Annotated in this window: 26 protein-coding genes; 14 read left to right on the top strand and 12 right to left on the bottom strand. The window is 55.9% G+C overall.

The annotated features are described in order from the left end of the window. The first annotated feature begins 8 nt into the window (after nt 1-8). The 5 genes from agaF to EKN38_RS03065 all read left to right on the top strand — a co-directional run bounded on the left by agaF (nt 9) and on the right by EKN38_RS03065 (nt 5763). Nucleotides 9-443, top strand: a complete 435-nt coding sequence (agaF, locus tag EKN38_RS03085; RefSeq protein ID WP_014833408.1) for a PTS galactosamine/N-acetylgalactosamine transporter subunit IIA — start codon at nt 9-11, stop codon at nt 441-443. Beyond that, nucleotides 440-1573 (top strand): N-acetylglucosamine-6-phosphate deacetylase, encoded by a 1134-nt coding sequence (gene nagA, locus EKN38_RS03080; protein WP_014833409.1) that lies wholly within the window; start codon nt 440-442, stop codon nt 1571-1573. Before agaF ends, nagA begins: the two co-directional genes overlap by 4 nt. Before the next feature lie 246 nt (nt 1574-1819). Then, nucleotides 1820-2968 (top strand): SIS domain-containing protein, encoded by a 1149-nt coding sequence (locus EKN38_RS03075; RefSeq protein ID WP_014833410.1) that lies wholly within the window; start codon nt 1820-1822, stop codon nt 2966-2968. 12 nt (nt 2969-2980) lie between these two features. Then, nucleotides 2981-3853, top strand: a complete 873-nt coding sequence (gene kbaY / locus EKN38_RS03070; protein ID WP_014833411.1) for a tagatose-bisphosphate aldolase subunit KbaY — start codon at nt 2981-2983, stop codon at nt 3851-3853. Between the two features lie 20 nt (nt 3854-3873). Next, nucleotides 3874-5763: an enterotoxin gene (locus EKN38_RS03065; RefSeq protein WP_043951809.1), complete on the top strand. Its 1890-nt coding sequence runs from the start codon at nt 3874-3876 to the stop codon at nt 5761-5763. A gap of 20 nt (nt 5764-5783) precedes the next feature. Here the strand turns inward: EKN38_RS03065 and EKN38_RS03060 are convergent, their stop codons facing one another. Both EKN38_RS03060 and rsmI read right to left on the bottom strand, forming a co-directional pair. Beyond that, nucleotides 5784-6764, bottom strand: coding sequence for a Fic family protein (locus tag EKN38_RS03060; RefSeq protein WP_014833413.1), 981 nt, complete (start codon nt 6762-6764; stop codon nt 5784-5786). A 5-nt stretch (nt 6765-6769) separates the two neighbouring features. After that, the gene (gene rsmI / locus EKN38_RS03055) at nt 6770-7633 is read right to left on the bottom strand and encodes a 16S rRNA (cytidine(1402)-2'-O)-methyltransferase (protein WP_013098896.1); all 864 of its coding nucleotides are present in this window, start codon (nt 7631-7633) and stop codon (nt 6770-6772) included. A gap of 61 nt (nt 7634-7694) precedes the next feature. Between rsmI and EKN38_RS03045 the strand changes: the two genes are divergently transcribed. Genes EKN38_RS03045 through dolP form a run of 4 tightly spaced genes read left to right on the top strand, consistent with a single transcriptional unit; the run spans nt 7695 to nt 11416 of the window. After that, entirely contained in the window at nt 7695-9866 is a 2172-nt protein-coding gene (locus EKN38_RS03045; protein ID WP_014833415.1) for a penicillin-binding protein activator, read from the top strand. Further along, entirely contained in the window at nt 9824-10219 is a 396-nt protein-coding gene (locus EKN38_RS03040) for a YraN family protein (RefSeq protein WP_047361217.1), read from the top strand. The genes EKN38_RS03045 and EKN38_RS03040 overlap by 43 nt, the downstream gene beginning before the upstream one ends. Before the next feature lie 21 nt (nt 10220-10240). Further along, nucleotides 10241-10831 (top strand): DnaA initiator-associating protein DiaA, encoded by a 591-nt coding sequence (gene diaA / locus EKN38_RS03035; protein WP_126521633.1) that lies wholly within the window; start codon nt 10241-10243, stop codon nt 10829-10831. A gap of 9 nt (nt 10832-10840) precedes the next feature. Beyond that, nucleotides 10841-11416: a division/outer membrane stress-associated lipid-binding lipoprotein gene (gene dolP / locus EKN38_RS03030; RefSeq protein ID WP_014833417.1), complete on the top strand. Its 576-nt coding sequence runs from the start codon at nt 10841-10843 to the stop codon at nt 11414-11416. Nucleotides 11417-11468: 52 nt separating this feature from the next. On the opposite strand, the gene EKN38_RS03025 is transcribed toward dolP, so the two are convergent. Both EKN38_RS03025 and EKN38_RS03020 read right to left on the bottom strand, forming a co-directional pair. Beyond that, nucleotides 11469-12506, bottom strand: a complete 1038-nt coding sequence (locus EKN38_RS03025; RefSeq protein ID WP_014833418.1) for a permease — start codon at nt 12504-12506, stop codon at nt 11469-11471. A gap of 40 nt (nt 12507-12546) precedes the next feature. Beyond that, the gene (locus EKN38_RS03020; protein ID WP_014833419.1) at nt 12547-13191 is read right to left on the bottom strand and encodes an NAD(P)H-binding protein; all 645 of its coding nucleotides are present in this window, start codon (nt 13189-13191) and stop codon (nt 12547-12549) included. Nucleotides 13192-13319: 128 nt separating this feature from the next. On the opposite strand from EKN38_RS03020, the gene EKN38_RS03015 reads away from it, so the two are divergent. Further along, on the top strand, nt 13320-13838 hold the full coding sequence (locus EKN38_RS03015; protein ID WP_013098902.1) for a type 1 glutamine amidotransferase domain-containing protein: 519 nt from the start codon (nt 13320-13322) through the stop codon (nt 13836-13838). Here EKN38_RS03015 and EKN38_RS03010 read toward each other — a convergent pair. Further along, nucleotides 13818-14252, bottom strand: a complete 435-nt coding sequence (locus EKN38_RS03010; protein ID WP_014833420.1) for a YhbP family protein — start codon at nt 14250-14252, stop codon at nt 13818-13820. The genes EKN38_RS03015 and EKN38_RS03010 overlap by 21 nt on opposite strands. 14 nt (nt 14253-14266) lie before the next feature. Between EKN38_RS03010 and EKN38_RS03005 the strand changes: the two genes are divergently transcribed. Next, nucleotides 14267-14596 (top strand): GIY-YIG nuclease family protein, encoded by a 330-nt coding sequence (locus EKN38_RS03005; protein WP_014833421.1) that lies wholly within the window; start codon nt 14267-14269, stop codon nt 14594-14596. Here the strand turns inward: EKN38_RS03005 and EKN38_RS03000 are convergent. After that, the gene (locus tag EKN38_RS03000; protein ID WP_014833422.1) at nt 14583-15086 is read right to left on the bottom strand and encodes a GNAT family N-acetyltransferase; all 504 of its coding nucleotides are present in this window, start codon (nt 15084-15086) and stop codon (nt 14583-14585) included. The genes EKN38_RS03005 and EKN38_RS03000 overlap by 14 nt on opposite strands. After that, entirely contained in the window at nt 15080-15604 is a 525-nt protein-coding gene (locus tag EKN38_RS02995) for an SCP2 domain-containing protein (RefSeq protein WP_014833423.1), read from the bottom strand. Before EKN38_RS02995 ends, EKN38_RS03000 begins: the two co-directional genes overlap by 7 nt. 211 nt (nt 15605-15815) lie before the next feature. Between EKN38_RS02995 and EKN38_RS02990 the strand changes: the two genes are divergently transcribed. The 3 genes from EKN38_RS02990 to EKN38_RS02980 all read left to right on the top strand — a co-directional run bounded on the left by EKN38_RS02990 (nt 15816) and on the right by EKN38_RS02980 (nt 18783). Continuing rightward, complete coding sequence (locus EKN38_RS02990) at nt 15816-16811, top strand: peptidase U32 family protein (RefSeq protein WP_014833424.1); 996 nt, start codon at nt 15816-15818, stop codon at nt 16809-16811. Between the two features lie 7 nt (nt 16812-16818). Further along, entirely contained in the window at nt 16819-17697 is an 879-nt protein-coding gene (locus tag EKN38_RS02985; RefSeq protein WP_014833425.1) for a U32 family peptidase, read from the top strand. 78 nt (nt 17698-17775) lie between these two features. Then, the gene (locus tag EKN38_RS02980; protein ID WP_014833426.1) at nt 17776-18783 is read left to right on the top strand and encodes an LLM class flavin-dependent oxidoreductase; all 1008 of its coding nucleotides are present in this window, start codon (nt 17776-17778) and stop codon (nt 18781-18783) included. A gap of 84 nt (nt 18784-18867) precedes the next feature. On the opposite strand, the gene mtr is transcribed toward EKN38_RS02980, so the two are convergent. The 5 genes from mtr to pnp form a co-directional block, all read right to left on the bottom strand. After that, nucleotides 18868-20112 carry a tryptophan permease gene (gene mtr / locus EKN38_RS02975; RefSeq protein WP_014833427.1) on the bottom strand — a complete coding sequence of 415 codons (1245 nt, stop codon included), beginning with the start codon at nt 20110-20112 and terminating at the stop codon, nt 18868-18870. A gap of 141 nt (nt 20113-20253) precedes the next feature. Next, nucleotides 20254-22149, bottom strand: a complete 1896-nt coding sequence (locus EKN38_RS02970) for a DEAD/DEAH family ATP-dependent RNA helicase (protein WP_014833428.1) — start codon at nt 22147-22149, stop codon at nt 20254-20256. Beyond that, nucleotides 22142-22222 carry a protein YrbN gene (yrbN, locus tag EKN38_RS26195; protein ID WP_100122156.1) on the bottom strand — a complete coding sequence of 27 codons (81 nt, stop codon included), beginning with the start codon at nt 22220-22222 and terminating at the stop codon, nt 22142-22144. The genes EKN38_RS02970 and yrbN overlap by 8 nt, the downstream gene beginning before the upstream one ends. A gap of 108 nt (nt 22223-22330) precedes the next feature. Further along, a complete protein-coding gene (gene nlpI, locus EKN38_RS02960) occupies nt 22331-23215 on the bottom strand; it encodes a lipoprotein NlpI (RefSeq protein WP_013098912.1) in 885 nt (294 codons plus the stop codon). A 108-nt stretch (nt 23216-23323) separates the two neighbouring features. Next, nucleotides 23324-25462 (bottom strand): polyribonucleotide nucleotidyltransferase, encoded by a 2139-nt coding sequence (gene pnp, locus EKN38_RS02955; RefSeq protein WP_014833429.1) that lies wholly within the window; start codon nt 25460-25462, stop codon nt 23324-23326. Between the last annotated feature and the right edge of the window lie 109 nt (nt 25463-25571).

The raw sequence follows: 25571 nt of genomic DNA, 5'->3' as shown, positions 1-25571 counted from the left end.
AGGTTGCGATGTTAGGCATTATTTTGACAGGTCACGGCGGTTTTGCCAGCGGGCTTGAGCAGGCTATGAAGCAGATCCTGGGCGAGCAGCCGCAGTTTATTGCCATCGATTTTCCTGAAACCTCCACCACCGCGCGGCTGACCGCGCAGCTTGAGCAGGCGGTGAGCGAGCTCGACGCACGGCACGATATAGTGTTCCTTACCGATCTGCTGGGCGGGACGCCGTTTCGCGTTGCTTCTATGCTCGCCATGAAAAGACCGGGCAGCGAAGTGATCACCGGTACCAACCTGCAATTGCTGCTGGAGATGGTGCTGGAGCGCGATGGATTAACCAGCGAAGCGTTTCGTCTGCAGGCGCTGGAGTGTGGCCACCGCGGCCTGACGAGCCTGGTAGATGAGCTTGGCCGCTGTCGCGAGGAAGCGCCCGCAGAGGAAGGAATATGAGCCAACTGCTGCGCGCGCGACGGGTGCTGACCGAACAAGGCTGGCTGGATGACCACCAGCTTCGTTTTGAGGACGGCATTATCGCAGCGATTGAACCCATCCCCGAAGGCGTTCACGCCCGCGATGCCGATAAGCTTTGCCCGGCATTCATTGATATTCACGTTCATGGTGGCATGGGTGTGGATGTGATGGATGACGCCCCCGATGCGCTGGATGTTTTGGCTCTCCATAAAGCACGTGAAGGCGTCGGGGCATTTTTGCCCACGACGGTCACCGCGCCGCTGGAGGCGATTCACGGCGCACTCACGCGGATCGCCCGACGCTGTCAGTCAGGCGGCCCTGGCGCGCAGATTCTGGGCAGCTATCTGGAGGGCCCGTACTTTACCCCGCAGAACAAAGGGGCGCATCCACCCGCGCTGTTTCGGGAACTGGATATCGCCGAGCTGGACGCGTTGATTGCGGTATCGCACAACACGCTGAAGGTGGTGGCACTGGCACCGGAAAAACCCGGCGCGCTACAGGCCATTCGCCACCTGAAGCAGCGGGGTATCCGTGTGATGCTGGGCCACAGTGGCGCCACGTACGAGCAAACCCTCGCCGCCTTTGACGTCGGTGCAGACGGGCTGGTGCACTGCTTTAACGGTATGACGGGGCTGCATCACAGAGCGCCGGGTATGGTCGGTGCCGGGCTGACGGACAAACGGGCGTGGCTGGAGCTTATTGCCGACGGTCATCATGTTCATTCGGGCGCCATGCGTATATGCAGCTGCTGTGCGAAGGACCGCGTGGTGCTGATTACCGATGCCATGCAGGCGGCAGGTATGCCGGACGGGCGGTATATGCTCTGTGGCGAAGAGGTCACAATGCACCACGGCGTGGTGAAAACCGCCTCTGGCGGGCTGGCGGGAAGCACGCTGTCGCTGGATGCCGCCGTCAGGCATATGGTGGAACATGCGGGTGTGACAGCAGAAGAGGCTATTCATATGGCTTCGCTGCATCCTGCCCGCCTGCTGGGCAGTGATCATCAGCTGGGCTCCTTAACGCCAGGGAAACGCGCCAATATTATTGCGCTGGATGACGGTTTACACCTTCAGCAGATCTGGATTCAGGGCCAGGCTCTCCCCCTTTAGCCCTTTTATTGTGTCTCCTTTTGGCTTTACGGCGTCAAACCGTAAGGCCTTTCTTTTCCTTTCCTTAATTTTACCCTTTCCTTTCGCGATCACACTTTTCGTTTTATTTCTTTTCTTTCATTGAACTTTCGATTTCTTTTCTATAGATTTTATTTAACTGCTTAAATGAACAAGTGAAACGAAACGAAAGATAGCGACACATTTGCCAGCGTCTGATGTGGAATTCACACGACTAAGGACTGAGTTATGCCACAGATCACTCCCACCGCCACAACCGGCACCTGGACCGAAGAAGAGATCCGCCAGCAGCCTGCCAGCTGGATTCGCTCGCTCCACAACATCGATAATTTGCGTTCCTCGATTGACAGTTTCCTGACGCCACTGCTGCGTAAGCACGATCTGCGGATCGTACTGACCGGCGCGGGCACGTCCGCGTTTATAGGCGATATCATTGCGCCATGGCTTGCGAGCCACACCGGGAAAAACATCTCCGCCGTACCGACAACCGATCTGGTCACGAACCCGATGGATTACTTCAGCCCTGCACATCCGCTGCTGCTGATCTCATTTGCCCGTTCCGGTAACAGCCCTGAAAGCGTCGCCGCCGTTGAGCTGGCTAATCAGTTCGTGCCGGAGTGCTACCATCTGTCGATCACCTGTAACGAGGCGGGAAACCTGTATCAGAGCGCTATCGACAGTGATAACGCCTGTGCCCTGCTGATGCCTGCCGAAACGCACGATCGCGGTTTCGCGATGACCAGCAGTATCACCACCATGATGGCAAGCTGCCTGGCCGTATTCGCGCCAGAGACGATCAACAGCAACACCTTCCGCGACGTGGCCGATCGCTGTCAGGCGATCCTCATCTCACTTGGTGATTTCCGACATGGCGTATTTGGTAACGAGCCCTGGAAACGGATCGTCTACCTGGGAAGCGGTGGCCTGCAGGGGGCGGCGCGCGAATCTGCGCTGAAGGTACTGGAACTGACGGCGGGCAAGCTGGCGGCATTTTACGATTCCCCAACGGGGTTCCGTCACGGGCCTAAGTCGCTGGTAGATAACGAAACGCTGGTGGTGGTGTTTATCTCCAGCCATCCGTATACGCGTCAGTACGATCTGGATCTTCTGGCGGAATTGCGTCGCGATCGCCAGGCCCTGCGCGTTGTCGCCATCGCCGCTGAAAACGATCCGGTGATTGAAGCGGGCCCGCACATCCTGCTGCCGCCTTCACGCCCGTTCATTGATATGGAACAGGCGTTCTGCTTCCTGATGTACGCCCAGGTCTTTGCGCTGTCCCAGTCCCTCAGCGTGGGCAATACACCCGATACGCCATCCGCCAGTGGCACGGTCAACCGCGTGGTACAGGGCGTTGTTATTCATCCGTGGCAGGCTTAAGAGGATCGCATCATGAGCATTATCTCAACGAAATATCTTCTGCAGGACGCACAGGCAAAAGGCTACGCCGTGCCGGCGTTTAACATCCACAACGCAGAGACGATCCAGGCGATCCTCGAAGTGTGTAGCGAGATGCGATCGCCAGTGATCCTCGCAGGCACGCCGGGTACGTTCAAACATATTGCCCTGGAAGAGATCTACGCCCTGTGCAGCGCATATTCATTAACCTACGACATGCCGCTGGCGCTGCATCTCGATCATCACGAATCTCTCGACGATATTCGTCGCAAGGTTACCGCTGGCGTGCGTAGCGCGATGATCGACGGCAGCCACTATCCGTTTGAACAAAACGTGAAGCTGGTGAAATCGGTAGTCGATTTCTGCCACCTCAACGACTGTAGCGTCGAGGCTGAGCTGGGCCGTCTGGGCGGCGTGGAAGATGACATGAGCGTCGACGCGGAGAGTGCATTTCTCACCGACCCGCAGGAAGCGAAACGCTTTGTCGAACTGACCGGCGTCGATAGCCTCGCCGTCGCCATCGGCACCGCACATGGCCTGTATACCAAACGCCCTAAAATTGACTTCCAGCGCCTGGCCGAAATCCGTGAAGTGGTCACCGTGCCGCTGGTGCTGCACGGCGCGAGCGATGTGCCGGATGAGGATGTACGTCGCACCATCGCGCTGGGTGTGTGCAAAGTCAACGTGGCGACCGAGCTGAAAATCGCCTTCTCTGACGCAGTGAAAGCCTGGTTTGCTGAAAACCCGCAGGGTAACGATCCGCGTTTTTATATGCGGGTCGGAATGGATGCCATGAAAGAGGTGGTCAGAAGCAAAATTACCGTGTGTGGCTCGGCAAACCGCTTGCTGCTTCCGGCAGAAGCCTGATGAAAAAGGATCTTACCCTGATGAAAAAAATCCTCACCCTATCCATGCTTGCCCTGGGTGTTTCCCATAGCGCGTTAGCAGCGAATTACACCCTTAATAACGACAACATTGCCCTGTCATTTGATGACGCGAACTCGACGGTCGTGGTGAAGGACACCAGGGCTAATCATCCGCTGACGCCGCAGGAGCTGTTCTTTCTGACGCTGCCGGACGAGACTAAAATCCACACGGCGGATTTTAAGGTCAAACATGTCGAAAAACAGGACAGTGGTATTGTCGTCGACTTCACCCATCCTGACTTTAACGTGACGGTGAAGCTGAACCTGGTGAAGGGCAAATACGCCAGCATCGACTACACCATCGCCGCCGTCGGGCAGCCACGGGATGTGGCGAAAATCACCTTCTTCCCGACCAAAAAGCAGGCTCAGGCACCTTATGTAGACGGGGCAATTAACAGCTCGCCGATTATTGCAGACTCGTTCTTTATCCTGCCGGATAAACCCATCGTTAACACGTACGCCTATGAAGCGACGACCAACCTCAACGTGGAGCTGAAAACACCCATTCAGCCGGCAACCCCGGTCAGCTACACCACCTACTTCGGTACCTTCCCGGAGACCAGCCAACTGCGCCGTAGCGTAAACCAGTTTATCGATGCCGTGCGTCCGCGTCCGTATAAGCCTTACTTACACTACAACAGCTGGATGGACATCGGCTTCTTTACCCCGTACTCCGAGCAGGATGTGCTGGGGCGGATGGACGAATGGAACAAGGAGTTTATTGCCGGGCGGGGTGTCGCGCTGGATGCTTTCCTGCTTGACGATGGCTGGGATGACCTTACCGGGCGCTGGCTGTTCGGCCCGGCTTTCAGCAAAGGTTTTGGCAAGGTACGGGAGAAAGCAGACAGCCTGCACAGCTCTGTTGGCCTGTGGCTCTCGCCATGGGGCGGATATAACAAACCGCGCGATACGCGCGTCTCGCATGCAAAAGAGTATGGTTTCGAAACGGTAGACGGGAAGCTGGCGCTGTCTGGCCCGAACTATTTTAAGAACTTTAATGAGCAGATCGTTAAGCTGATAAAAAACGAGCATATTACCTCGTTTAAACTGGACGGCATGGGCAACGCCAACTCGCACATCAAAGGCAGCCCGTTCGCCTCGGATTTTGACGCCTCTATTGCACTGCTGCATAACATGCGCAGCGCCAATCCGAATCTGTTTATCAACCTGACGACCGGTACCAATGCCAGCCCATCCTGGCTATTTTACGCTGATTCCATCTGGCGTCAGGGTGACGATATCAACCTGTACGGCCCCGGCACGCCGGTGCAGCAGTGGATGACCTATCGCGATGCGGAGACGTATCGCTCTATTGTGCGTAAAGGTCCGCTGTTCCCGCTGAACTCCCTGATGTATCACGGGATCGTCAGCGCGGAGAATGCGTATTACGGTCTGGAGAAGGTGCAAACGGACAGTGATTTTGCTGACCAGGTCTGGAGCTACTTCGCCACCGGCACCCAGTTGCAGGAGCTGTATATCACCCCTTCAATGCTCAACAAGGCGAAGTGGGATACCCTGGCACAGGCTGCCAAATGGTCCCGGGATAACGCCAGCGTGCTGGTGGATACCCACTGGATTGGCGGAGACCCAACGGCGCTTGAGATCTACGGCTGGGCGTCGTGGAATCAAGACAAAGCCATTTTTGGATTACGAAACCCGTCGGATAAACCGCAAAGCTATTATCTGGATTTGGCGAAAGATTTCGAAATCCCGACCGGAGATGCGACGCCGTTTAGCCTGAAAGCGGTCTATGGCAGTAACGCCACGATACCGGCAGAGTATAAAAACGCGGTGGTGATTACCCTCAAACCGCTGGAAACGCTGGTGTTTGAGGCGATGCCAGAAAAATAAAACATGATCGGCTGAGCAGGTTAAGGCATGACCTGCCAGCTTCCTCCTTTCCTGGCTCCCATGCGCTTTAGTTTCCCTTTTGTTTGCAAGGCGCTGAGATAGCGTTCCACAGTGCGGGAAGTGACACCTAGCATGGATGCTAACATCGCTGCGGACATCTGCGGTTGAACGGTAAGAAGCTCAAGAATAGTCGTTTCCTTTTCCGACATCTCTTCCGACATTTTTTCCGACATAACAGAAGGTGCCCCTATGCCCTCCCGCAACGCTTCAGCCATATTCTGGAGCATAAACTCTATAAATGCGGTGCAATCACTCGCCCGGTCACATTCTCCCAAAATCTGATAATAGCGATCCTGCTGAAAATGAATCAGTGTCTCAACTGGCAGCCAGGCAAGCTCTGAGCGCCACTGACTCAAAATCAACGTTTGCCACAGCCGCCCCATACGACCATTCCCATCAGAAAATGGATGGATGAATTCAAATTCGTAATGGAAGACTGAGCTGGTAATCAGTGGATGGAGTTCGGTTTCTTTTAACCAGGCAAGCAGATCAGCAATAAGCCGGTTAATTTGGGAAGCGGGTGGAGCCATATGGACCAACTGATTCCCGCGATATACGCCTACGTCCCCCATTCTGAGCTTGCCAGGGTTATCAACCAGACCAAGCATTAATAACCGGTGTGCACTGAGTAAGTCTTTGAGCGTCCAGGGCTTCCATTCAGGCAATTTCTCATAAGCCAGAATCGCGTTACGCATTTCCTGAATATCTTTTTCAGGTGCGAGCACGCGTTTACCCTCCATGATTGCCGTTACTTGTCCGGTCGTCAGAGAGTTATGTTCAATGGCCAGAGAAGCCTGGATGGTGCGGATTCGGTTCTCTTTACGCAGTAACGGAGAGTTTCTTCCTGAATGCGCCGCCCAGTGCCCTAATAGCTCACCAATCTCAACAACCTGATTGAGAATCGATGGTGTGATCGTGAAAGGAGGCTGGTAGCGGCTCATATCACTTACTCCCCCTGCTGCTCCAGCGCATATTTATAGAGCGCATTCTTCTTCACGCCGTGGATTTCCGCCGCCAGTGCCGCCGCTTTCTTAAGCGGCAATTCAGCCTGTAGCAGTGCCAGAGTACGCAGCGCATCGGCAGGCAGTGCGTCCTCCTCCGCTTTATGCCCTTCGACAATCAGCACCATCTCACCCTTGCGACGGTTTTCGTCCTCTTTTACCCACGCCAGCAGTTCGCCGACCGGCGCGCCGTGAATGGTTTCCCAGGTTTTGGTCAGCTCGCGCGCCAGCACCACGTAGCGGCTCTCTCCCCAGACGGTCACCATATCTTCCAGGCTTTCCAGCAGGCGATGCGTGGATTCGTAGAAAATCAGCGTACGCGGTTCAGCTTCCAGCTCTTTTAACACATCACGGCGGCCTTTGGATTTGGCGGGTAGGAAACCTTCATAGCAGAAACGATCGGACGGCAGGCCCGCAGCGCTCAACGCAGCAATCGCAGCACACGGTCCCGGCAGAGGGACCACCCGGATCCCCGCTTCACGGCAGGTACGCACCAGATGGTAGCCCGGATCGTTAATCAGCGGCGTACCGGCGTCAGAGACCAGCGCAATGTTCTGCCCCTCTTTGAGCTTCGCCACCAGCGTTTCTGCTTTTTGCTGCTCATTATGATCGTGCAGGGCGAAGAGACGAGCGTTAATCGCAAAGTGTTGCAGCAATAAACCGGTATGCCGGGTATCTTCAGCAGCAATTAAATCAACAGCTTGCAATACGGTCAGCGCACGTTGGGTAATATCAGACAAATTCCCGATAGGAGTAGGTACAATATAAAGCTGGCCTTGAGAATTCTCTGCCGTTTCGTGTTGTTTCATTGTTTCGTCCGTATTGCCGATTTAATATTGAGCATTGCGTAAAAAAATCACTGGATACAGTATGGTACCGTTAACGTTTCTTCGAAAAAAAGCCACGCGCAGCGTGCCGCTTCTGCTGGCAGCCCTGATCTTTGCAGGCTGTGGCACCCAGGCACCTGACCAGAGCACGGCCCATCTGCAGGGATCCGCTCAGGCTGATTCTGGCTTTTATCTGCAACAAATGTCGCAAAGCTCAAATGATACCAGGATCAACTGGCAATTACTCGCCATTCGTGCACTGCTGAAAGAGGGCAAAACCCAGCAGGCCGCCGAACTGTTCAACCAGCTTCCGCACGAGCTTAACGATGCCCAGCGTCTTGAGCAGAGCCTGCTCTCTGCCGAGCTGAAAGTCGCGCTGAAAGATTATGCCGCCGCGAAAAAGAGCCTTGGCGACATCGACGTGAGCGCGCTGGATAAAAATCAGCAGGCCCGTTTCTGGCAGGCGGGCATTACCGCTGAGCAGGGGCGCCCTTCCCTGACGCTGTTGCGGGCGCTAATCGCCCAGGAGCCGCTGCTCGGCGGTGCGGACAAGCAGAAAAATATTGATGCCACCTGGCAGGCGCTCGCCTCTATGACCCAGGAACAGGCGCAGGCGCTGGTCATCAATGCCGATGAAAATGTGTTGCAGGGGTGGCTGGATCTGCAACAGATGTGGTTTAACAACCGCAGCGATCCAAACATGCTGAAAGCCGGTATTACCGACTGGCAAACCCGTTACCCGCAAAACCCGGGCGCGAAAATGCTGCCGACACAGCTGGTGAACGTGCAGAACTTTAAGCCTGCCTCTACCAGCAAAATCGCCCTGCTTTTGCCGTTGAACGGCCAGGCGGCGGTATTTGGCCGCACCATTCAGCAAGGTTTTGAAGCGGCGAAGAACGGAACCACGCCAGTGACCGGTAGCGCGGTTCCGGCACAGGCAGCTCAGGCGGCAAACGTGAACGACGTTGTTAGCCCTTCCGCCGCGGAAACCAGCGACCTGACCACAGCACAAACCCCGGCGCAGGGGACGATGCAGAACCCGGTGACAGCACCGACCACACCTGCGGCCGCAGCACCCGCGCCTGCGACTCCGGCTCCGACTCCGGTAGAGACACAATCCGCACCGGCAACAGAGCCTGCGACAGCGGAGCAGCCTCAACCGCAGACCACTGAGCCCGCAGCACAACCTGCCGCTCAGCCCGCCACTCAGCCACAGGCCGTAGCCACCACCAGCGCTAACCCTGGCGCTGAGCTGAAAATCTACGACACCAGTTCTCAACCGCTCGATCAGGTTCTGGCGCAGGTGCAACAGGACGGCGCCAGCATCGTTGTCGGCCCGCTGCTGAAAAACAACGTGGAAGAGCTGATGAAGAGCAATACTGCGCTGAACGTGCTGGCGCTCAACCAGCCTGAGCAGGTTCAGAACCGCGCCAATATCTGCTATTTCGCCCTCTCTCCGGAAGATGAAGCCCGCGATGCGGCGCGTCATATTCACGAGCAGGGGAAACAGTCTCCGCTGCTGCTGATCCCTCGCAGTACGCTGGGCGATCGCGTCGCCAACGCCTTTGCCGAAGAGTGGCAGAAGCTGGGTGGCGGCATCGTGCTGCAGCAGAAATTCGGTTCCGTCTCTGAACTGCGTGCGGGCGTTAACGGCGGCGCGGGTATTGCGCTTAACGGCAGCCCGGTGAGTGCCAGCCTGCCACAGCAGCAGAGCGTGACGATTGGCGGTCTGACCATCCCGGCCCCGCCAACCGACGCGCAAATCGGCGGTGGCGGCAAAGTGGATGCGGCCTATATCGTCGCCACGCCGCAGGAGATTGCCTTCATCAAACCGATGATCGCCATGCGTAACGGCAGCCAGAGCGGTGCCACACTCTACGCCAGCTCGCGCAGCGCGCAAGGTACCGCGGGCCCGGATTTCCGTCTGGAGATGGACGGTCTACAGTACAGTGAAATTCCTATGCTGGCAGGCAGCAATCCGGCGCTGATGCAGCAGGCGCTGAGTACGGTCCGTAACGACTACTCGCTGGCGCGTCTGTATGCAATGGGTGTCGATGCCTGGGCGCTGGCAAACCACTTTACCCAAATGCGTCAGGTGCCGGGCTTTGAACTTAACGGTAACACCGGCGATCTGACGGCCACTCAGGATTGCGTGATTAACAGGAAGTTATCATGGCTCAAATACCAGCAGGGGCAAATCGTCCCGGCCAGTTAAGCCGTAAAGAGACCGGCGACGCATGGGAATTAAAAGCCCGTCGCTGGCTTGAGGGCAAAGGACTGCGCTTTATCGCCGCTAACGTTCGCGGACGTGGCGGCGAAATCGATCTGATCATGAAAGAGGGTCAGGTCATTGTGTTTGTAGAAGTACGCTACCGACAGTCTTCCCGTTTTGGCGGTGCTGCCGCCAGCGTGACGCTCGCCAAACAACATAAATTATTACAGACTGCCCACTTGTGGCTTGCCCGCCATAATGGGAGTTTTGATACTGTGGATTGCCGGTTCGATGTGTTAGCCTTCACCGGAAACGAGATCGAATGGCTGAAAAACGCTTTTGGCGAAGACGCATAATTAAGATTTAAAAGGGATAACGTGCTCGAAAGAATTAAAGTGTGCTTCACAGAAAGCATCCAGACTCAGATTGCCGCGGCAGAAGCCCTCCCTGACGCGATCTCTCGCGCCGCGATGACGCTGGTGCAGTCTCTGCTGAATGGCAACAAAATCCTCTGTTGTGGCAATGGTACGTCCGCCGCCAACGCACAGCATTTTGCTGCCAGTATGATCAATCGTTTTGAAACAGAACGTCCCAGTTTACCTGCCATTGCACTTAATACCGATAATGTGGTCTTAACAGCGATTGCTAACGATCGTCTGCATGACGAGATTTACGCAAAGCAGGTGCGTGCCCCGGGCCATGCAGGTGATGTGCTGCTGGCCATCTCCACGCGCGGCAATAGCCGTGACATTGTCAAAGCCGTCGAAGCCGCCGTCACCCGCGATATGACTATCGTTGCCTTAACCGGCTATGACGGGGGCGAGCTGGCGGGCCTGCTGGGGCCGCAGGATGTGGAAATCCGCATTCCGTCTCACCGTAGCGCACGCATTCAGGAGATGCATATGCTCACGGTTAACTGCTTATGTGATTTGATCGATAACACGCTTTTCCCTCACCAGGATGATTAAGGAGTTCTCATGAAGGCTTTATCGACCCTCGCAGTCCTTATGTCTGCATTACTGCTTCAGGGATGTATTGCTGCGGCTGTTGTGGGTACCGCCGCGGTAGGCACCAAAGCCGCGACCGATCCACGCACCGTCGGCACTCAGGTAGATGACGGCACGCTGGAGCTGCGCGTCAACAGTGCGCTGTCGAAAGACGAGCAAATTAAGAAAGAAGCGCGCATCAACGTGACGGCTTACCAGGGCAAAGTGCTGCTGACAGGCCAGGCGCCAAATACTGACCTCTCCAGCCGCGCAAAACAGATCGCGATGGGCGTAGAAGGTACCACGGAAGTCTTTAACGAAGTGCGTCAGGGGCAGCCAATCAGCCTTGGTACCGCCTCCAATGATACGTGGATCACCACCAAAGTCCGTTCCCAGCTGCTGGGTTCAGACCAGGTGAAATCATCCAACGTGAAAGTGACGACCGAAAACGGCGAAGTGTTCCTGCTGGGTCTGGTTACCGACCGGGAAGGCAAAGCGGCGGCCGATATTGCCAGCCGGGTGAGCGGCGTGAAACACGTCACCACCGCCTTTACTTACATCAAGTAAGTCACACCTGACTCCAGGCCCGGTAAGCGCCAGCGCTACCGGGCTTTTTTTTTCACAGAAGCGCAATACTTCCCACAATTACCCCGCTCAACGCCACCAGCCCCGCGGTCAGCCACAGCGCTTTCGCCGGGAATGACTTACGCAACATGATAAGCGACGGCAGGCTGATCGCAGGCAGTGTGATAAGCAGAGCCAGCGCCGGAGCCGTTCCCATGCCGGCCAGCATCATGGTCTGCACAATCGGAATTTCTGCGGCCGTTGGGATCACAAACAGACAACCGGCAACGGCCATCGCAATGACCCACATAAGGGTATTGTCGATGGCGCCGTCGGCATGCGGGAATAGCCAGACGCGTGCGGCCCCGAGCACCAGCACCGCCAGGATATACACAGGAATGGTACTCCAGAAGAGCTGCCACAGCGCGTTACCCCAGCGCGCAAAGAAGCTCCCCTGCGGCTCGCTCACGTCAAGCTCGACAGACGCAGGTTCCACGGCAGTTTCTTTCACCCATTTTTGTACCAGCGTCGCCACCACCAGCACCGTCAGCAGACCGGCCACCAGGCGGATAAAGGCGAAATGCCAGCCAAGGACAAAGCCCATAAACACCAGCGTGGCCGGGTTTAACAGCGGGTTGCCCATCCAGAACGCCAGCGCGCCGCCCATTGAGACTCGCTGGCGACGCATACCGGCAGCGACAGGCGCGGCACAGCACGAACACATCATGCCCGGCAGGGAGAAAATGGTCCCCAACAGGGTGCCCTGAAAGCGCGGCTGCCCCAGGGTTTTCACCAGCCAGTGGCGCGGGATAAGTACCTGAATCAACGAGCCCAGAATGACACCTAATACGGCGGCTTTCCAGACGGCAAGGAAATAGACCATGGCATAATCCCACGCCGCGCGAAGCGGGCTGGAATCAGCCTGGGCGAGAATAGATTTACCGATGCTGTGCGTTTCGGCGGCAGTGAAGGCTTTACCATAGTACGGCTGCCATTTCACATACCAGAGGCCAATAATGACCACGAGAAAGAAGAGTGCGGGCTTCCACCATTGGACAGGTGTTGCCGCCTGAGATGAAGACTGACCAGTCATAGCATTCCCCGGAGAGTGTTATTTAATTAGCCGGGGGAGTTTACGCCTCGCCTTGAGCGATTTCACGCAGTTTTGCCGAAGGAATGATATTCACCCCCTCCTGCGACGGCGAAAGTGCCTCGTTTAGCATCGCACGCGCCACATCGCGCGCCTCAATGGATTTCCAGTTACCAGGCAGAATGCGGAACAAGGGGGCAAAAACAGACTCGTTAAAACGACGCTCGTCGCGATGCCCCAGCAGCATGGAGGGACGGACGATAGTCAACCGCTCCCACTTCTGGGCAATCAGTGCCTCTTCCATCTCCCCCTTCACCTTGTTGTAAAAGAACGGCGAACGGGCGCTGGCACCCAGCGAGCTGACCACCAGAAAATGGGTGGCTCCCAGCTTTTTCGCCGTCAGCGCCGTGTCGACCACCAGCGTGTAGTCGGCATGGACAAACGCCTCTTTACTGCCCGCCTCGCGCCGCGTCGTCCCAAGACAGCAAAAGGCGATATCGATGGGATCCTGCACCTGTGCCAGTGCGTCAGTCAGCTGCGGATCGTGAGGATTAAAGACGCCAGAGATGTCAGCCAGCGGTCGACGTGTCGGGGCCGCGATGTAGTTCACCCTGCGATCCTGAATCAGCAGCCGCAGCAGATGATCGCCCACCAGCCCGGTTGCGCCTGTAATCAGTACCTGACTCATCTCTTCCCCTTTACAGAATAGTCCGTTTGCGAACTCAGCACGGTCAACCACACTTAGAAGTCTGTTACCGGTAAGTATTTACCACAAACGGGAAAAAAACAGTCTGAAGCGAAAACAACGGAGGAAGCATGGGTAAAAAAATCGCAGTCCTGATTACCGACGAGTTTGAAGATTCAGAGTTCACCTCACCTGCGGAGGCGTTCCGTAAGGCGGGACATGAGGTCATCACCATCGAGAAAGAGGCGGGAAAAACGGTGAAAGGCCACAAGGGCGAAGCCAGCGTGACCATCGACGAAACCATTGATAACGTCAGCCCGTCAGATTTCGATGCGCTACTGTTACCCGGCGGTCATTCCCCGGATTCCCTGCGCGGGGACGAGCGCTTCGTCACATTCACCCGCGATTTCGTCTCGACCGGCAAACCGGTCTTTGCCATCTGCCACGGTCCGCAACTGCTTATCAGCGCGGATGTGGTGCGCGGACGAAAACTCACGGCCGTGAAACCGATCGTTGTCGATCTGAAAAACGCGGGGGCCGAGTTTTACGATCAGGAGGTGGTCAACGACAAAGACCAGCTGATCACCAGCCGAACCCCGGACGATCTGCCCGCGTTTAACCGCGAAGCGCTACGCCTGCTCGGTGCGTAGCCAGTGCAGCTTTTTGCCAAAGCCCAGTGTGTTGTCGGTAAATTTCAGCTCATCAAGGCGGATTTCCCACACCGGGGCTTTTAAGGCGGCGGCTACCGGAAAGCGGCGCGTGTAGTGCTTACGGCGCGCGTCGCTCTCGTCACCGTCCAGCCGACGGATCTCCCCTTTAAACTGCACCCCACGGATCAGTGCCACCGTTTTAGGCTGACCGTTAACTGTCCCTGCTACCTTCGCCTGTTGCCCGGTCATCTGCGCATGGCGCGTTTTATCTTCGCTCATCACATAAAACGCAACGCGATCAGGGTCATAATAGTAAAACGCATTTGCGCACCACATTTCACCGTCGTCATACACGCACCAGGTGACAACATGCTGTTTCGCCAGCCAGCGGTTAATGGCAGCCAGAGTTTCCATTTTCGTTCTCTCTCATGCTATGGTGCGTTCACCTTAACATACTGAATCTGTTTACCGTGTGCTGGTTTCTCTACCTTGTCCGTACCGCCGATAATGCCCTCTACACCGGGATCACCACCGATGTGGCGCGGCGTTTTCTTCAGCATCAAACGGGAAAAGGGGCAAAAGCGCTGCGGGGGAAAGGTGAATTAACGCTCGCCTTTGCAGCACCCGTGGGTGACCGATCGCTGGCGTTAAGGGTGGAATACCGCATTAAGCAGCTGACAAAGCGCCAGAAAGAGCGCCTCGTCACCGGAGACGGCTCGTTTGAGGCGCTGTGCGAAAGCCTGATTAGAAACGATTAAAATGGTCGTGGTACTCCACCAGACCATTTACACCATTCAGTGCGTCATCAGCCAGTCGGTGCACCTGGAAGGCAGTTTCGGTGCCCGGCCAGCGACAGCGGAGATCGTAGTGCGCCGCTGGCTCGAAGCCCAGGCGACCATAGAAAGCAGGATCGCCCAGCGTCACCACCGCGGCATAGCCAAACTCATTGAGCGAGTCCAGCCCTTCATACACCAGCTGACGTGCCAGCCCTTGTCCACGATAGTGCTCATCTACCGCCAGCGGTGCCATCCCTACCCACTGTAATTCTTCACCCTGAACGGTTACCGGGCTGAAGGCAACGTAGCCCACCACCTGACCTTCATCATCGGTGGCAACCAGCCCCAGCGTGATCAGGCCGTCTTCGCGGAGATCGTGGACCAGTTGGGCTTCTGCGTCGCTCGCAAAAGAACGGCGTAACAACGCATCGATACCCGGTGCATCAATCCCAATTTCGACTCGAATCAGCATGGCTCACCTACTGAAGTGTGTTTACTGTCAGGCGGGGTTTTCAGCCCGGCCTCAACGAAATCTGCCATTTGCATTAACATTACGCGCAGCGCTTTTGGCATCTGCTCCAGCTCAATGGCATCCATTAAATTTTTGACGTACAGACCCAGTTCCGTATCGCCTTCAATGACCAGACGGCGCTGGAAAAAGAGGGTGTCCGGATCCTGCTTACGCGCGGCGATCATCAGCAGATCGCAGGCGTCGGCGCTAAAGCTCACATCCGCGTCGGCAGACTCGCGTACGATCAGCTGGTCATTCTCAACGGAGGTAAACCAGCGCAGACCGATATCACGCACTTCAATGCTTAACCAGCGACCTTCCAGAAACGCCAGCTCGCCATCCTGCAACGCCTGGCGGAATTGCCAGCTCAGGACCTGCTCCAGCACCTGACGTTTAAGCGCGAACGGCGCCAGTTTTACCGGCACGCTCAGCATTGATGGACCAAATTGTACGAGACGTGAACGCAGTTTATCCAGCACGAGCTTTACTCCCTGATAGCGATAGTCCGGGTATTTTGCCATATCCGGAGGAGAACATAGCGGCGTAAATCAACAAACCGTCGTCCGGTGTACCTCATTATTGGTGCCATCAATACGCCATTAGCTGCCTTAAATCAAAAATTGTCGCGTATGGGTTAATTAAAATCCCAGCTCGTTAACATTTTTGCTCTCGACGACATCAGGATAAATTATGGAGCTGCTCTGCCCTGCCGGAAACCTTCCGGCGCTTAAGGCGGCCATCGAAAATGGGGCCGATGCGGTCTATATCGGGCTGAAAGATGATACTAACGCCCGCCATTTTGCTGGCCTCAACTTTACGGAGAAAAAGCTTCAGGAAGCCGTTAACTTCGTACATCAGCACCGCCGCAAATTGCATATTGCCATCAATACCTTTGCCCATCCTGATGGCTATGCCCGCTGGCAGCGCGCGGTGGATATGGCAGCACAGCTGGGTGCTGATGCGCTGATTCTGGCCGACCTCGCCATGCTGGAGTATGCGGCAGAACGCTATCCTCATATTGAGCGCCATGTCTCTGTTCAGGCCTCTGCCACCAACGAAGAGGCGGTACGTTTTTATCATCAACACTTTGACGTGGCCCGCGTGGTCTTACCGCGCGTGCTCTCTATTCATCAGGTTAAGCAACTCGCGCGCGTCACGCCAGTGCCGCTGGAAGTTTTTGCCTTTGGCAGCCTGTGCATCATGGCTGAAGGCCGCTGCTATCTCTCCTCGTATTTAACCGGTGAATCACCCAATACCGTTGGCGCCTGCTCGCCTGCCCGCTTTGTTCGCTGGCAGCAAACGCCACAGGGGCTGGAATCTCGCCTGAATGAAGTGTTGATTGACCGCTATCAGGACGGTGAAAACGCTGGCTACCCGACGTTGTGCAAAGGCCGCTATCTGGTTGACGGCGAGCGTTATCACGCGCTGGAAGAACCCACCAGCCTCAACACGCTGGAACTGCTGCCGGAACTGCTGGCCGCTAATATTGCTTCGGTGAAGATTGAAGGTCGCCAGCGCAGCCCGGCCTACGTCAGTCAGGTGGCGAAAGTCTGGCGTCAGGCTATCGACCGCTGCATGGCAGACCCGCAGAACTACGCCCCACAGTCGGCCTGGATGGAGACCCTCGGCGCGATGTCTGAAGGCACACAAACCACGCTTGGCGCATATCACCGTAAATGGCAGTGAGATAATCATGAAATATTCATTAGGACCGGTGCTCTACTACTGGCCAAAAGAGACGCTGGAAGATTTTTATCAACAGGCCGCAACCAGCAGCGCCGATGTGATTTATCTTGGCGAAGCGGTATGCAGCAAGCGCCGCGCCACCAAAGTGGGCGACTGGCTGGAGATGGCGAAAAGCCTCGCCGGGAGCGGCAAACAGGTGGTGCTCTCCACGCTGGCGCTGGTGCAGGCGTCCTCCGAACTGGGTGAGCTAAAACGCTATGTGGAGAACGGTGAATTCCTGATTGAAGCGAGCGACCTGGGCGTGGTGAACATGTGCGCTGAACGCAAGCTGCCGTTTGTCGCGGGCCATGCATTGAACTGCTATAACGCCGTGACCCTGCGCCTGCTGCTGAAACAGGGGATGACGCGCTGGTGCATGCCGGTAGAGCTGTCGCGCGACTGGCTGGCAAACCTGCTCGCTCAGTGTGAAGAGCTTGGCATTCGCAATCAGTTTGAAGTGGAAGTGCTGAGCTATGGTCATCTGCCGCTGGCGTACTCTGCCCGCTGCTTTACTGCCCGCTCTGAAGATCGGCCGAAAGACGAGTGCGAGACCTGCTGCATCAAGTACCCGAACGGGCGCAGCATGCTGTCGCAGGAGAACCAGCAGGTGTTTGTCCTGAACGGCATTCAGACCATGAGCGGCTATGTCTATAACCTGGGTAACGAGCTGGCGTCGATGGTCGGGCTGGTGGATATGGTGCGTCTGTCACCGCTGGACACCAGCGTGTTTGCCATGCTGGATGCTTTTCGCGCCAACGAAAATGGCACGTCACCGCTGCCGCTGACGGCAAACAGTGACTGTAACGGCTACTGGAAACGGCTGGCCGGACTGGAGCTGCAGGCCTGAAAAAGGCTCACTTTGTTAACAACGGTTATCATTATTTAATGCAGTATTAAAGATTGACCGTCGACAAAGTGAGCTGTTATGACTGACAAAACCCTTCCGTTTTCGGTGCTGGATCTGGCGCCGATCCCACAAGGCTCCTCGGCCAGAGAAGCCTTTTCGCACTCTCTCGATCTGGCTCAACTGGCCGAAAAGCGTGGCTATCACCGTTACTGGCTGGCAGAGCACCACAACATGGTCGGTATCGCCAGCGCCGCCACCTCGGTACTGATTGGTTATCTGGCCGCGAACACCACCACCCTGCACCTGGGATCCGGTGGCGTGATGCTGCCAAACCATGCTCCACTGGTGATCGCCGAGCAGTTTGGTACGCTGAATACCCTCTATCCGGGCCGTATTGATTTAGGCCTTGGCCGTGCGCCGGGCAGCGACCAGCCAACCATGCGCGCCCTGCGTCGCCATATGAGTGGTGACATCGACAATTTCCCGCGTGATGTGGCGGAACTGGTGGACTGGTTCGATGCGCGTGACCCGAACCCGCACGTGCGCCCGGTGCCGGGCTACGGCGAAAAGATCCCGGTATGGCTGCTGGGGTCGAGCCTGTACAGTGCGCAGCTTGCTGCACAGTTGGGGCTGCCGTTTGCGTTTGCCTCGCACTTCGCACCGGATATGCTGCATCAGGCGCTGCATCTCTACCGCACGAACTTCAAACCTTCTGAAAGGCTGGAGAAACCGTACGCGATGGTGTGTATCAACATCATTGCCGCCGACAGCAATCGCGATGCGGAATTCCTGTTTACCTCCATGCAGCAGGCGTTTGTGAAGCTGCGTCGCGGCGAGACCGGCCAGTTGCCGCCACCGGTGGAGAATATGCATCAACTGTGGTCAGCCTCCGAGCAGTATGGCGTTCAGCAGGCGCTGAGCATGTCGCTGGTGGGAGATAAAGCGAAGGTGCGTCACGGGCTGGAAGCGGTGCTGCGCGAAACGCAGGCGGATGAGATTATGGTTAACGGCCAGATATTTGATCACCAGGCGCGTTTGCATTCGTTTGATTTAGCGATGCAGGTGAAAGAAGAATTGGTGGGATAGTTTTTTGCCGGATGGCGGCTTCGCCTTATCCGGCCTACGCGATCCCTGTAGGCCCGGTAAGCGTAGCGCCACCGGGCTTTGTGTTTAGTGATATACAGGCAACAAATTAAAACTCGACAGCACGTGCACCACCGCGTTGCCAATACCGAACACCAGAATCAGTGCAATCATCGGTTTGCCGCCCCAGACGCGGAATTTCGGGCTACCGAAGCGCTGACGGGATTTACGCGCCAGCAGCGCTGGCACAATTGCCGCCCAGATGGTAGCCGCCAGACCGGCATAGCCGATAGCGTACAGGAACCCGTTCGGCCACAGCAGGCCGCCGACAATCGGTGGCAGGAAGGTCAGCAGTGCGGTTTTAAAGCGCCCCATCGCGGAATCATCAAAACCAAACAGATCCGCCAGATAGTCAAACAGGCCCAGCGTCACGCCGAGGAAAGAGCTCGCTACCGCAAAGTTAGAGAACACCACCAGCAGCAGATCCAGACTGCGGCTGTTCAGTACCCCACTCAGGGCCTGGACCAGCACATCAATGTTACCGCCCTTCTGCGCAATGCCGATAAACTCCGGACGCGGGATGTTGCCCATCGTCCCCAGCAGCCAAATCACATACAGCCCCAGCGCCAGCAGCGTACCGTAGACCAGGCACTTTACAATCGTCCGGGGGTCTTTGCCGTAGTACTTCATCAGACTTGGCACATTGCCGTGGTAGCCAAACGACGCCAGACAGAACGGCAGGGTCATCAGCAGATACGGCGTATACGACGTATTGGTTTCAGCCACGTTAAACAGCGTTGACGGGGTGACGTGCCCCAGCAGGCTACCGAAGGTCAGGAAGAAAGTGATGACCTTTGCGCCCAGTACGATGGCCGTCATCCGGCTCACCGCTTTGGTACTCATCCAGACAATAAATGCGACGCCCAGCGCAAAGCACAGCCCAGCCAGACGCGCCGGAACGTTCAGCGACATCTCCGCAAAGGTGTGATGCAGAATCGAACCGCTTGCAGAGATGTACGCGTAGGTCAGGATGTAAAGCACAAACGCGATGGAAAGGCCGTTCACCAGGTTCCAGCCTTTACCCAGCAGATCTTTCGTGATGGTGTCGAAGCTGGAGCCAATGCGGTAGTTCAGGTTGGCTTCAAGGATCATAAGCCCTGAATGCAACATACAGAACCAGGTGAAAACCAGCGCAGCCAGCGACCAGAAGAACCACGCACCGGACATGACCACTGGCAGGGAGAACATCCCGGCACCAATAATGGTTCCGCCGATGATCACCACGCCGCCAAGCAGCGAAGGTGACGTTTGGGTGGTGGTTAGTGTCGCCATACAGCCATATCTCCAGTCAAAAATGTGGTTTGCATTTTAATGTGCTGCACTGTACCAGTACAAGAGTACAAAGGAAATAAAAAAAGCCCCGATAGTCTTTATCGGGGCTGTATATATTACTTTACGTCAGAAACGAAAGGCTTACGCGTCACCAAAACGACGACGGCTGGTGCCTTCTTCACGACGTGGGCCACGGCTCTCGCGGCGTTCACCGGAGAAACGACGACCTTCACCACCACGACCTTCGCTACGACCGCCTTCACGACGCTCGCCACCGAAACCGCGACCACCGCCACGACGTTCGCCGCCACGGTCAGGACGTGGCTGTGCATCGCCCAGCAGCTGCATGTTCATCGGCTTGTTCAGGATGCGAGTGCGGGTAAAGTGCTGCAGTACTTCACCCGGCATGCCTTTTGGCAGCTCGATGGTGGAGTGGGATGCGAACAGCTTGATGTTACCGATGTAACGGCTGCTGATGTCGCCTTCGTTCGCGATCGCGCCAACGATATGACGAACTTCAACACCATCATCACGGCCCACTTCAATGCGGTACAGCTCCATTTCGCCAGCGTCACGACGCTCACGACGTGGACGATCTTCACCACCACGCTCTGGACGGTCACCACGTGGGCCACGGTCGTTACGATCGCCACGACGTTCGAAGCGATCGTCACGGTCACGGAACTCACGACGAGGACGCATCGGTGCATCTGGTGGCACGATCAGGGTACGTTCGCCCTGTGCCATCTTCAGCAGTGCTGCAGCCAGCGTTTCGATATCCAGCTCTTCGCCTTCAGCGGTTGGCTGGATCTGCGCCAGCAGCGCACGGTACTGATCCAGATCGCTGCTTTCCAGCTGCTGCTGAACTTTGGCAGCGAATTTTTCCAGACGGCGTTTGCCCAGCAGTTCTGCGTTTGGCAGCTCAGCTTCCGGAATGGTCAACTTCATGGTGCGTTCAATGTTACGCAGCAGACGACGCTCGCGGTTCTCAACGAACAGCAGCGCACGGCCTGCACGACCCGCACGACCGGTACGGCCGATACGGTGAACGTAGGACTCGGAGTCCATTGGGATGTCGTAGTTTACAACCAGGCTGATACGTTCAACGTCCAGACCACGTGCTGCCACGTCGGTTGCAATCAGGATATCCAGACGACCGTCTTTCAGACGCTCCAGCGTCTGCTCACGCAGAGCCTGGTTCATGTCGCCATTCAGCGCTGCGCTGTTATAGCCGTTACGCTCCAGGGCTTCAGCCACTTCCAGGGTCGCGTTTTTGGTACGTACGAAAATAATCGCCGCATCAAAATCTTCCGCTTCCAGGAAACGCACCAGCGCTTCGTTTTTGCGCATGCCGTACACAGACCAGTAGCTCTGGCTGATGTCCGGGCGAGTGGTAACGCTGGACTGAATGCGCACTTCCTGCGGCTCTTTCATGAAGCGACGGGTAATGCGACGAATGGCTTCTGGCATCGTGGCAGAGAACAGAGCGGTCTGATGACCTTCCGGGATCTGCGCCATAATGGTTTCTACGTCTTCGATGAAGCCCATACGCAGCATTTCGTCTGCTTCATCCAGTACCAGACCGCTCAGTTTAGAGAGATCCAGTGTACCGCGCTTAAGGTGATCCAGCAGACGGCCCGGCGTACCGACAACAATCTGTGGGCCCTGGCGCAGGGCGCGTAACTGCACGTCATAACGCTGGCCGCCGTACAGGGCAACCACGTTTACGCCGCGCATGTGTTTAGAGAATTCCGTCATGGCTTCAGCAACCTGAACCGCCAGTTCACGGGTTGGAGCCAGAACGAGGATCTGCGGTGCACGCAGGTCCGGATCGATGTTGTTCAGCAGCGGCAGCGAGAACGCCGCAGTTTTACCGCTACCAGTCTGGGCCATGCCCAGCACGTCACGACCAGAAAGCAGGTGTGGGATACATTCTGCCTGGATCGGAGATGGTTTTTCGTAACCCAGATCGTTAAGGGCTTCAAGGATAGGAGCCTTCAGGCCCAGATCTGCAAAAGTGGTTTCGAATTCAGCCATGTAGTACGAGTGCCTCAATGTCAATGGCGGCCAGTCTACTTAGCTCATCGTGAAAATGATTAGCAATTTTCATTGAAAAGTGTGAACCGGCTCAAAGTAGGTGTATTGACGAACAACAACGCCCTCACCAGTTAAGGTGATGGCAATCAAAAAGATTACGGGCTGATGTTTATGTCGTCAGCTATTGCTGGTCCGATTCTGCCAGGTCGTCTTGCTCCTGGCCCAAGAGCGATAATTCCAACAATGCATAACGGTGCTCAACGAAGTTGTGTACGTTGTTAGCAACCGCTAATTTGAACAGTGCCGTAGCGCTGTCCTTATCCCCCAGACTTAGGTAGTACTTACCTAAATAGAAGTTGGTTTCACTGAGATGCTCAGCGAGCGAGGTGTTATCCGTTGCGTCCGCCTTGAGGCGTTCCATCAGCGTTGCTTCGCTAATGTTGCCCAGGTAGAACTCGACAATGTTCCATCCCCACTGTTCCTTGTCCGATTTGTCGAAGCGCTGTTTCAGTGCCTCTTTTGCCTGCTTCTCATCGAGCTTCTGCTCAACGATGTAAAGCCACAGGCTACGGAAAGGATCATTAGGATCGTCTTGATAAAACGCCAGCAGATCATCTTGCGCTAACTTATCACGACCGCCGTAATACAATGCGATACCGCGATTCAAGTGCGCGTAGTTGTAAGTTGGATCAAGCTCAAGTACAGAATCAAACGCTTCATAGGCAGCATCAAAATTGCCTGCCTGCGTTAAATAAATGCCTAAGTAATTGAATACTTCAGGCATATCAGGTCGGATAGCCAGCGCTTGTGAGAAATCATTTCGCGCTAATGCCCTCAGACCGAGACTATCATACAACACTCCGCGCTCATATAAAAGCTGTGCGCGTTCGTCATCGGTTAAAGCCCGACTGGCAAGAATTTGTTCCATGCGTGCCAGAATCACTTCCTGTTGCAAAGTCGGTTGCAATGGCACTGCGAGGACTTCGCTCTTACGCCAGGCAGAGTTGCTGCATCCTGCCAGCGTTAAAGCTGTCGCAACGAAACACCAGCGCAAAAAAGGCTTCATTTCCCACTCCCGAAGACAACTATTGGATGAACGTCCTGTCCCCCGGCGGCTTAACAAGGCGTCCTGCCTGATAACGGCCCTCCGCGATGCGGAGGGCAAATGGCAACCTTACTCGCCCTGCTGTTCTGCTGCCGGTGCTTCTGGCGCAGCAGCTGGCTGAGACTGCTCGGTTGCTTCTTTAATGCTCAGACGGATACGGCCCTGGCGGTCAACTTCCAGAACTTTAACCGGTACTTCCTGACCCATCTGCAGGTAATCGGTCACTTTCTCAACGCGCTTGTCAGCGATTTGAGAGATGTGTACCAGACCTTCTTTACCGCCACCGATGGCAACGAATGCGCCAAAGTCAACGATACGGGTCACTTTACCATTGTAGATACGGCCCACTTCGATTTCTGCAGTGATTTCTTCGATACGACGAATCGCGAATTTCGCTTTCTCGCCGTCGGTCGCTGCGATTTTCACAGTACCGTCATCTTCGATTTCAATGGTGGTGCCGGTCTCTTCGGTCAGCGCACGGATCACGGAACCGCCCTTACCGATAACATCTTTGATCTTGTCTGGATTGATCTTGATGGTGTGAATACGCGGAGCGAATTCAGAGATATCACCGCGTGGAGCGTTGATAGCCTGTTCCATCACGCCCAGGATGTGCAGACGCGCACCTTTAGCCTGGTTCAGAGCAACCTGCATGATCTCTTTGGTGATACCTTCAATTTTGATATCCATCTGCAGCGCAGAGATACCGTCGCGGGAACCCGCCACTTTGAAGTCCATATCGCCCAGGTGGTCTTCGTCGCCCAGAATGTCAGACAGAACAACAAAGTTGTCGCCCTCTTTCACCAGACCCATTGCGATACCCGCAACGGCGGCTTTGATTGGCACGCCTGCATCCATCAGCGCCAGAGAGGCACCACATACGGAAGCCATGGAAGAAGAACCGTTAGATTCGGTGATTTCAGAAACCACACGAACGGTGTACGGGAATTTGTCTGCGTCTGGCATCACTGCCAGCACGCCGCGCTTCGCCAGACGACCGTGACCAATTTCACGACGCTTCGGCGAACCCACCATACCGGTTTCCCCTACGGAGTACGGAGGGAAGTTATAGTGGAACAGGAAGCTGTCAGTGCGCTCGCCCATCAGCTCGTCGATGATCTGTGCGTCACGTGCAGTACCCAGGGTCGCGGTAACCAGCGCCTGCGTTTCACCACGGGTGAACAGCGCAGAACCGTGAGTACGTGGCAGTACGCCAGTACGCACGTCCAGACCACGGATCATGTCTTTTTCACGACCATCGATACGCGGCTCGCCAGCCAGTACGCGGCTACGAACTACGTTTTTCTCGATTGCGTGCAGAATCTCGCTCAGCTCGTTAGCATCCAGCGTTTCGTCTTCAGCAACCAGCGTGGCGATGGTTTCGTCTTTGATCACGTCAACCTGAGCATAACGCTCCTGTTTGTCGGTGATACGGTATGCATCGCTCAGACGCGCTTCAGCCAGCGCAGCAACGCGTGCGTTCAGCGCGTCGTTTACTGCTTCAGGCTGCCAGTCCCAACGTGGTTTGCCGGCTTCTTTCACCAGCTCGTTGATGTTCTGGATAACAACCTGCTGCTGGTCGTGGCCGAAGACCACAGCGCCGAGCATCTGGTCTTCGCTCAGCAGTTCAGCTTCAGATTCAACCATCAGAACAGCGGCTTCAGTACCCGCAACAACCAGGTCCAGCTTACTTTCTTTCAGCTCTTCCTGAGTCGGGTTCAGCACATACTGGTCGTTGATGTAGCCAACGCGCGCAGCACCGATTGGACCATTGAATGGAATACCGGACAGAGACAGCGCAGCGGATGCGCCGATCATCGCAACGATATCCGGGTTAACCTGTGGGTTAACGGAAACCACGGTCGCGATAACCTGCACTTCGTTTACGAAGCCTTCCGGGAACAGCGGACGAACCGGGCGGTCAATCAGACGCGCGATCAGGGTTTCGCCTTCGCTTGGACGGCCTTCACGACGGAAGAAGCCACCCGGGATTTTACCGGCAGCGTAAGTACGCTCCTGGTAGTTAACGGTCAGAGGGAAAAAGTCCTGACCTGGTTTTGCTTTTTTCTGGCCAACAACGGTCACGAATACCGCGGTGTCATCCATGCTTACCATAACGGCAGCAGTAGCCTGACGTGCCATCATGCCGGTTTCCAGCGTGACGGTATGCTGACCATACTGGAATTTACGAACGATCGGATTCAGCAAAATTCTGTCCTTTCTTAAAAGTTTGACAGCACACCACCGGTGTGCTGACGATTTAACCCGACCTTCTTCGCATCCTCGCGACTAATGACAACCAACACCCCCATGGGTG

It is taken from the genome of Enterobacter sp. WCHEn045836 (assembly GCF_003965585.1).
Taxonomy (GTDB): Bacteria; Pseudomonadota; Gammaproteobacteria; order Enterobacterales; family Enterobacteriaceae; genus Enterobacter; species Enterobacter dissolvens.
Note: the sequence above shows the minus strand (reverse complement) of the source record. Positions and strands in the feature narration are given on the sequence as shown.